This is a genomic window from Streptomyces sp. NPDC002130 (assembly GCF_040296465.1).
Taxonomy (GTDB): domain Bacteria; phylum Actinomycetota; class Actinomycetes; order Streptomycetales; family Streptomycetaceae; genus Streptomyces.
The window spans coordinates 1-5,916 of the sequence record NZ_JBEOXI010000374.1; the positions used below are offsets into that span (position 1 = coordinate 1).

Here is a 5,916-nt window from a genome sequence, read left to right on the forward strand (position 1 = left end):
ATCAGATCTTTCCGATCCGATTTCCTCGGTGCTTTCCAGGTTCCCGCTTCCGCGTTTCCCTTTCCGGCGGTTCCGACTCTATCAGATCCTTTCGGACCTGATCCCCGGTCAGCGGGGTTTGTCTTTGCGGCTGTTGGGCCGTTCCGACGAGTGAGACTTTAGCGGATTCCCCGGCTCCCGAGCCAATCGGGGGCCGCGTCCTTTCGAACGGGGATTCCTCATTCCGTAAATACACATGCCAATGAAGCGACGACAGATGCACTGCGCGTCGAATAATGGTGAGTACCTGCGGATTGGCTGCCCGGGGACCGACCGGAGTCGGCGCTCACGTCGGGCAACTCGGAGAACACTACGGATGGGGGTAGGGCGTGTCAACTCGGGGGCGGACGGCACTCCCGGGGCGTAGCCTGGGCTGTATGACGACGCGTACGTGCACCCAGCTGTGGTGGGCCGCCTGACGGCGGCCGCGCTCACGTACGCACACAACGGCCGCCGCTTCGGCGGCCGTTTTCGTTTCTCCCTCCCGGAACACGGAGGGGCGGCCGCCCGGGGCGGCGGTCCCGACCGGCTGGTGGAGGAGAGATGACACGGGTCTTCAGCGGGGTCAAGCCGACGGGGCATCTGACGCTGGGGAACTACCTGGGGGCCATGCGGCGGTGGGCTGCCGTGGACCAGCACGAGGCGGAGGCCTTGTTCTGTGTGGTCGATCTGCATGCGCTGACCGTGGACCACGATCCCGCGCGGGTGCGCAGGCTGAGCCGGCAGTCGGCGACCTTGCTGCTGGCGGCCGGGCTGGATCCGGAGCTCTGCACGGTGTTCGTGCAGAGCCATGTGGACGAGCACGCCCGGCTGTCGTACGTGCTGGAGTGCGTGGCCACCGACGGTGAGATGCGGCGGATGATCCAGTACAAGGAGAAGGCCGCACGGGAGCAGCGGCGGGGCGGGAGCGTGCGGCTGTCGCTGCTGACGTATCCCGTGCTGATGGCGGCGGACATCCTGGCGTACGGAGCCGACGTGGTGCCGGTCGGGGACGATCAGCGGCAGCATGTGGAGCTCGCGCGGGACATCGCCGTGCGGTTCAACCAGCGGTACGGGCATACGTTCGTGGTGCCGCGGGCCACGCGGCCGGAGGTGGCGGCGCGGGTGATGAATCTGCAGGACCCGGCGTCCAAGATGGGCAAGAGTGACGACGTCGGGCCGGGGATCGTCTATCTGCTGGACGAGCCGGACGTGGTGCGCAAGAAGGTGATGCGGGCGGTGACCGACAGCGGGCGGGAGGTCGTCTACGACCGGGAGGACCGGCCGGGGCTCGCGAATCTGCTGGAGATCCTCGCGGCCTGCACGGGTGGGGAGCCCGAGTCGTTGAGTGGTGCTTACCCGTCGTACGGGGCCTTGAAGAAGGACACCGCGGAGGCTGTGGTCGAGGTGCTGCGGCCGCTGCAGAAGAGGCACAAGGAGTTGTGTGCCGATCCCGGTTATGTGGAGGGCGTGCTGCGGGACGGGGCGGGGCGGGCTCGGAGGATGGCTCGGCCGACCGTGGACGCGGCGTATCGCGCGATCGGGTTGCTGCCCGCTGTGGAGGAGGTGGCCGCGGCGGGTGCCGGGCTGACGGTCTGAGCGGTGTGGGTGTCGGGGGCGGGTCGGGCCCGCCCCCGACACTCAGCTGTTGTTGCCGGAGGCCAGGGCGCGGCTGCGGTCGCGGGCGGCTTCGAGGGCGGCGATGAGGGCGGCCCGTACGCCGTGGTTCTCGAGTTCGCGGATGGCGTTGATCGTCGTGCCGGCGGGGGACGTGACGTTCTCGCGGAGCTTGACCGGGTGTTCGCCGCTGTCGCGGAGCATCGTCGCGGCGCCGATGGCGGACTGGACGATGAGGTCGTGGGCCTTGTCGCGGGGCAGGCCGAGGAGGATGCCGGCGTCGGTCATGGCTTCGACCAGGTAGAAGAAGTAGGCCGGGCCGGAGCCGGAGAGGGCGGTGCAGGCGTCCTGCTGGGACTCGGGGACGCGGAGCGTCTTGCCGACGGCGCCGAAGATCTCCTCGGTGTGGGCGAGGTGGTCGGCGGTGGCGTGGGTGCCTGCGGAGATGACGGACATCGCCTCGTCGACGAGGGCGGGGGTGTTCGTCATGACGCGGACGACCGGGGTGCCCGGGGCGAGGCGCTCCTCGAAGTAGGCCGTGGGGATGCCCGCGGCGCCGCTGATGACCAGGCGGTCGGCGGGGACGTGCGGGGCGAGCTCGTCGAGGAGGGTGCCCATGTCCTGCGGTTTCACCGTGAGGATCAGGGTGTCGGCGGTCTTGGCGGCTTCGGCGTTGGTGACCGGGGTGACGCCGTAGCGGGTGCGGAGCTCATCGGCTCGTTCCTCGCGGCGGGTGGTGACCAGGAGGTCGGACGGGGTCCAGCCGGCGCGGATCATTCCGCTGAGCAGGGCTTCGCCGATCTTGCCGGTGCCGAGGACTGCGACTTTCTGGGTCATGGCGCGGGGTGCCTCCGAAGGGTGCGTCGTCCGGGGTCCATCCTCGCACCGGGGAGTGGGGGGCGGCTCGGGTGTCCGCTGGGCGGGATGTCGCGTCGGGCCGGCTATGCCGTCCGGCGCCTGAGGGTCGCCGCGCCCAGGATCAGGACCAGGAGCGCGCAGCCGGCGACGATCAGGGTGTCCCGGACGAAGGTGGCGGTCATGTCCGTGTGGCGCAGGACCTCGTTCATGCCGTCGACGGCGTACGACATGGGGAGGACGTCGGAGAGGGCCTCCAGGGCCGGGTGCATGGTGTCGCGCGGGGTGAACAGACCGCACAGGAGTAGCTGGGGGAAGATCACCGCCGGCATGAACTGGACCGCCTGGAACTCGGAGGCGGCGAAGGCCGAGACGAAGAGGCCGAGGGCCGTGCCGAGGAGGGCGTCGAGGAGGGCCACCAGGAGGAGGAGCCAGGGGCTGCCGGTGACGTCGAGGCCGAGGAACCAGACCGCGAGGCCCGTGGCCAGGGCGGACTGGATGATCGCGAGGGCGCCGAAGGCGAGGGCGTAGCCGGCGATGAGGTCGCCCTTGCCGAGAGGCATGGCGAGGAGGCGTTCGAGGGTGCCGGAGGTGCGTTCGCGCAGGGTGGCGATGGACGTCACCAGGAACATCGTGATGAGCGGGAAGATCCCGAGGAGGGACGCGCCGATGCTGTCGAAGGTGCGGGGGCTGCCGTCGAAGACGTAGCGCAGCAGGAACAGCATCACGCAGGGGATGAGGACCAGCAGCGCGATGGTGCGGGGGTCGTGGGTCAGCTGGCGCAGGACCCGCGCGGCAGTGGCGGTGGTGCGGGAGGCGTTCAGGGCCCTCGGTGGGGTGGCCGTCCTGGTCGGGGTGGTCGTGGTCATCGGGTCGTCTCCTTCGTGCGGGCTGCTGCTTTCGCTTCGTCCACCAGGTGCAGGAAGGCCTCCTCGACCGTGTCCGCGCCGGTGCGGGTGCGCAGGGCGTCGGGGCTGTCGTCGGCGAGGAGTTCGCCGTCGCGCATGAGGAGGAGGCGGTGGCAGCGTTCGGCCTCGTCCATGACGTGGGAGGAGACGAGGAGGGTGGCGCCGCGGCCGGTCGCGATGTCGTGGAAGAGGTTCCACAGGTCGCGGCGCAGGACCGGGTCGAGGCCGACGGTCGGTTCGTCGAGGACCAGGAGCTCAGGGGCGCCGAGGAGGGCGACGGCGAGGGAGACGCGGTTGCGCTGGCCGCCGGAGAGCTTGCCGGCGAGGGAGTCGGCGTGGGCGGTGAGGTCGACGTCGCTTATCGCGCGGGTGACGTCCTCAGTGCGGCGGTCGGCGGCTGCCCGGCCGGGGTTCAGGATCGCGGCGAAGTAGTCCAGGTTCTGCCGGACCGTCAGGTCGTCGTAGACGGACGGGGCCTGGGTGACGTAGCCGATGCGGGTGCGCAGGGTGGGGTGGCCGGCGGGGTGGCCGAGGACGTCGAGGGTGCCGGTGACCTTGGCCTGGGTGCCGACGAGGGCGCGCATGAGGGTCGATTTGCCGCAGCCGGAGGGGCCGAGGAGGCCGGTGATCTGGCCGCGGGGGACGGTGAAGCCGAGGTTGCGCAGGACCGTGCGGGGGCCGCGGACGACGGTGAGGTTCTCGGCGTGGACGGCAGGGGTGTGGGCGGCTGGGGAGTCCGATGTCGGCGGGTGGTCGGGGGTGGGGGCGGGGCCCGGGCGTGGTGAGCCGGGAGCATTATTCATCATGCGATGAATAATGCTCCCGGGGGTCGGGCGCGTCAAGCGGCCCTGGGGCGGCCTTCGGGCGGGTGCGCGTCAGGCCGGGGTCTCGGCGAGGAGGAGGACGACCTCGTAGACCTCCTCCACGACACCGTCCGGGAAGGTGCGGAGGAGGTGCTCGCGTTCCGCGGCCAGGAAGGCTGTGGTGCGTTCCGGGTCGTGCGTGAGGAAGACCGAGTGGCTGCCGATGTTGGCGAGGTGGATGTCGACCGGGACGCGGCGGCTCCAGCGGACCGTGCGGCGGGTGAAGTCGAGGAGGCCGGTGGGGTCGGCGGCGCGGGCGTTGACGTTGCGTTTCTCGGCGGAGACGTCGATGCGGAAGTGACGCTCGGTGCGGGCGGCGGCCTCGGCGATCCAGGGGACGTCGAGGGCGTCGGTGTTCCACCACAGGGCGAGGGCGCCGCCGGGGCGCAGGACGCGCAGGGCTTCCGGGACGGCGCGGGCGGGATCGGTCCAGTGCCAGGCCTGGGCGTAGGTGACGAGGTCGACGGAGTCGTCGGTGAGGGGGAGGTCGTCGCCCGTGCCGCGGATGATCGGGACGCCCGGGAGGGTACGGCGGAACTGGGCCGCCATGCCGTCGCCGGGTTCCACGGCGATGACGTTCGCGCCCCTCGCATGGAGGAGGGCGGTGGCGATGCCGGTCCCTGCGCCGATGTCTGCGACGCGGGTGCCGGTGAGGGGGCGGCCGGTCAGGTCTTCCATCGCGTCGAAGAGGGCCGGGGGGTAGGAGGGGCGGTTGGCCGCGTACTGGGCTGCGGCGGCGTTGAAGGAGTGGGCTCGGGCGGTTCGGGCGGGTCCGTGGGTGGGGTGGGCTCCGGTGGGGTGGTGGGCGGAGGGAGGTGTGGTCATACGGCCATGGTGGCCGGGGGGCGGGGTGGTGAGGGGTGAGATTTCGGTGAGACCGGCGGGAGTTGGGGGGGTGGGCGTGAGGTGCGAGGAGTCGGGGCCTCCCCGGCCTGTCTGAAGGCTCCGCCCGGTCGTCCCACCCGTCTGACGGCCCCGCCCGGTCGTCACACGCCGGACGCTACGCCCGGCGGCGGTTCTTCGGGTTGCCCGAGCGGCGGGTGGTGCGCTTCTCGTATTGCTTGCGGGCCTCTTCGTACTCCTCGCGGTGCAGCTTCTCCCCGGGGGCCTCGGTGAGGGAGCGGAGGAAGTAGGCGAGGAGGGAGCCGACGAAGCCGACGGTCAGGAGACCGCGCAGGGACGCCTGGCGCTCGGGGTCGGGGCGGCTGGTGAAGCCGGCCCAGGTGTGGCGGAAGGCCATCGCGCTGCAGATCGCGAACATCGCGACCATGAGGACCGTGACGAAGCCGCCGATCGCGGCGATCTGCAGGCCCTGGTAGGCGAGGCGGAGGACGAGGCAGGAGAGGGCCGCGGTGGCGAGGGAGCCGACGGCGACCGCGATACGACGGGGCGTGTAGCCGTTGTCGTGGTCCAGCCAGGTCGTGCCGAAGAAGCGCAGGGGCTCGGGGCGGGGGCCGGAAGCCTCGGCCCTGGAGCCCGCGGCGGTGGCACGGGTGCTGTCTTCTGCACTCACGGATCGATTATGACCCTTGCCGGGCCGCGGGCTCGGGGCGGGCTAGGTGTATTGACCCGCAGGGTTGTTGACGCGGCTGATGGGTGGCTGGCCGCCGAGTGCGGTGTGGCAACGGTGGTGGTTGTAGGTGTGCAGGAAGTCT

The 5,916-nt window shown here is 71.0% G+C and carries 7 protein-coding genes and 1 pseudogene; 2 read left to right on the forward strand and 6 right to left on the reverse strand.

Annotated elements, in window-relative coordinates; translation table 11 throughout:
- The first annotated feature begins 430 nt into the window (after nucleotides 1-430).
- Together ABT116_RS38655 and trpS are read left to right on the forward strand one after the other, a co-directional pair.
- Nucleotides 431-586, forward strand: coding sequence for a hypothetical protein (locus tag ABT116_RS38655; protein ID WP_351644217.1), 156 nt, complete (start codon nucleotides 431-433; stop codon nucleotides 584-586).
- Nucleotides 583-1,617 carry a tryptophan--tRNA ligase gene (gene trpS / locus ABT116_RS38660; protein ID WP_351644219.1) on the forward strand — a complete coding sequence of 345 codons (1,035 nt, stop codon included), beginning with the start codon at nucleotides 583-585 and terminating at the stop codon, nucleotides 1,615-1,617. The genes ABT116_RS38655 and trpS overlap by 4 nt, the downstream gene beginning before the upstream one ends.
- Nucleotides 1,618-1,659: 42 nt before the next feature.
- On the opposite strand, the gene proC is transcribed toward trpS, so the two are convergent.
- The 6 genes and pseudogenes from proC to ABT116_RS38690 form a co-directional block, all read right to left on the reverse strand.
- Nucleotides 1,660-2,472, reverse strand: coding sequence for a pyrroline-5-carboxylate reductase (proC, locus tag ABT116_RS38665; RefSeq protein ID WP_351644221.1), 813 nt, complete (start codon nucleotides 2,470-2,472; stop codon nucleotides 1,660-1,662).
- Between the two features lie 104 nt (nucleotides 2,473-2,576).
- Nucleotides 2,577-3,359: an ABC transporter permease gene (locus ABT116_RS38670; RefSeq protein ID WP_351644224.1), complete on the reverse strand. Its 783-nt coding sequence runs from the start codon at nucleotides 3,357-3,359 to the stop codon at nucleotides 2,577-2,579.
- On the reverse strand, nucleotides 3,356-4,204 hold the full coding sequence (locus tag ABT116_RS38675) for an ABC transporter ATP-binding protein (RefSeq protein WP_351644226.1): 849 nt from the start codon (nucleotides 4,202-4,204) through the stop codon (nucleotides 3,356-3,358). Before ABT116_RS38675 ends, ABT116_RS38670 begins: the two co-directional genes overlap by 4 nt.
- A gap of 69 nt (nucleotides 4,205-4,273) precedes the next feature.
- Nucleotides 4,274-5,086, reverse strand: coding sequence for a class I SAM-dependent methyltransferase (locus tag ABT116_RS38680; RefSeq protein WP_351644228.1), 813 nt, complete (start codon nucleotides 5,084-5,086; stop codon nucleotides 4,274-4,276).
- 175 nt (nucleotides 5,087-5,261) lie between these two features.
- On the reverse strand, nucleotides 5,262-5,774 hold the full coding sequence (locus ABT116_RS38685; protein ID WP_351644231.1) for an EamA/RhaT family transporter: 513 nt from the start codon (nucleotides 5,772-5,774) through the stop codon (nucleotides 5,262-5,264).
- 42 nt (nucleotides 5,775-5,816) lie between these two features.
- Nucleotides 5,817-5,916: pseudogene (locus ABT116_RS38690) on the reverse strand (IS481 family transposase); the annotation flags it as partial.

Coding starts and splice junctions, on each gene's coding strand:
- proC (WP_351644221.1), bottom strand. CDS start 2,472: ATGACCCAGAAAGTCGCAGTCCTCGGCACCGGCAAGATCGGCGAAGCC.
- ABT116_RS38680 (WP_351644228.1), bottom strand. CDS start 5,086: ATGACCACACCTCCCTCCGCCCACCACCCCACCGGAGCCCACCCCACC.
- ABT116_RS38675 (WP_351644226.1), bottom strand. CDS start 4,204: ATGATGAATAATGCTCCCGGCTCACCACGCCCGGGCCCCGCCCCCACC.
- ABT116_RS38670 (WP_351644224.1), bottom strand. CDS start 3,359: ATGACCACGACCACCCCGACCAGGACGGCCACCCCACCGAGGGCCCTG.
- trpS (WP_351644219.1), top strand. CDS start 583: ATGACACGGGTCTTCAGCGGGGTCAAGCCGACGGGGCATCTGACGCTG.